The 2002-nt window shown below is 36.7% G+C and carries 2 CRISPR repeat arrays.

Annotation, left to right across the window (positions count from 1 at the left end):
- The first annotated feature begins 184 nt into the window (after positions 1 to 184).
- A CRISPR array of direct repeats spans positions 185 to 616; the repeat unit is 47 nt; unit sequence GTTGTGAATTGCTTTCATTTAATCGTATCTTCGTGATACAACACAAC.
- A 30-nt stretch (positions 617 to 646) separates the two neighbouring features.
- Positions 647 to 1848: direct repeats of the CRISPR family, unit length 47 nt; unit sequence GTTGTGAATTGCTTTCATTTATCCGTATCTTTGGGATACAACACAAC.
- Positions 1849 to 2002: the final 154 nt, after the last annotated feature.

The raw sequence follows: 2002 nt of genomic DNA on the forward strand, positions 1-2002 counted from the left end.
CCTGGCCCTGAAGTTGGGTAACAGCAGTCGGTTGTGAATTGCTTTCATTTAATCGTATCTTCGTGATACAACACAACCCTGGCCCTGAAGTTGGGTAACAGCAGTCGGTTGTGAATTGCTTTCATTTAATCGTATCTTCGTGATACAACACAACAGCATACATCTTATATTTTGGCGTTGTTACGTTGTGAATTGCTTTCATTTAATCGTATCTTCGTGATACAACACAACTCCAGCTTTTTTGTAAGCATATCCGTCTTTGTTGTGAATTGCTTTCATTTAATCGTATCTTCGTGATACAACACAACAGAAATTGGTTGAGAAGTTTGCGCCTTTAGGTTGTGAATTGCTTTCATTTAATCGTATCTTCGTGATACAACACAACGATCATCGTAGTAAGGATACTGGAGTGGTCGTTGTGAATTGCTTTCATTTAATCGTATCTTCGTGATACAACACAACAGGCGAATACAGGACCTTTCTTAGATAGTAGTTGTGAATTGCTTTCATTTAATCGTATCTTCGTGATACAACACAACAGACTATTTGTTGATAGATAATAAGCAATGGTTGTGAATTGCTTTCATTTAATCGTATCTTCGTGATACAACACAACCCCACAGATCGAAGATTAATAACATCATTGGTTGTGAATTGCTTTCATTTATCCGTATCTTTGGGATACAACACAACATGCAGCAAATTGAAAGGGTTTGGGTTCGAGTTGTGAATTGCTTTCATTTATCCGTATCTTTGGGATACAACACAACCATTTAGGAAAATACCATCCCCATTATATTGTTGTGAATTGCTTTCATTTATCCGTATCTTTGGGATACAACACAACTTGCTATTTGTTTCTCTCTTTTGTTTTGTGGTTGTGAATTGCTTTCATTTATCCGTATCTTTGGGATACAACACAACACCTCGCACCCCAACCTCTTCAAGATCCTGGTTGTGAATTGCTTTCATTTATCCGTATCTTTGGGATACAACACAACAGAAGATTGGCTTATCCTGGAAGCGGAGCAGTTGTGAATTGCTTTCATTTATCCGTATCTTTGGGATACAACACAACCTATTTAAAAAAATATAAAACAATTGACAAGTTGTGAATTGCTTTCATTTATCCGTATCTTTGGGATACAACACAACATTCGGTCACTGGCTTCATAGATATTTACGGTTGTGAATTGCTTTCATTTATCCGTATCTTTGGGATACAACACAACTTGAACGGTTTACATTCCATTCTCCATCCTGTTGTGAATTGCTTTCATTTATCCGTATCTTTGGGATACAACACAACCAAAGAATTCATGGCACATTACGGACTGATGTTGTGAATTGCTTTCATTTATCCGTATCTTTGGGATACAACACAACCAGAGATAAAAACCTTTGCCGACCATGGCAGTTGTGAATTGCTTTCATTTATCCGTATCTTTGGGATACAACACAACAAAGAGTCTGAATATGAAGTTACAAGAGACGTTGTGAATTGCTTTCATTTATCCGTATCTTTGGGATACAACACAACTGGATTTATATCAACGTATTTATTTAATGTGTTGTGAATTGCTTTCATTTATCCGTATCTTTGGGATACAACACAACTTCTATATTAAATGAACGGTGAATCAAATTGTTGTGAATTGCTTTCATTTATCCGTATCTTTGGGATACAACACAACTACAAAATCTGATGTTACTGTTAAATTACCGTTGTGAATTGCTTTCATTTATCCGTATCTTTGGGATACAACACAACGCAGGGATCATCTGCGGAATATGTTTCTTCGTTGTGAATTGCTTTCATTTATCCGTATCTTTGGGATACAACACAACGCAGTAACCGTTAAAGTAGTTGAAGTAATTGTTGTGAATTGCTTTCATTTATCCGTATCTTTGGGATACAACACAACAGACTGGTTCCGGCTTCAACATCTTTGAGCGTTGTGAATTGCTTTCATTTATCCGTATCTTTGGGATACAACACAAC

Origin of the sequence: Chryseobacterium sp. SSA4.19 (genome assembly GCF_022601875.1) — a bacterium.
Lineage (GTDB): Bacteria > Bacteroidota > Bacteroidia > Flavobacteriales > Weeksellaceae > Chryseobacterium.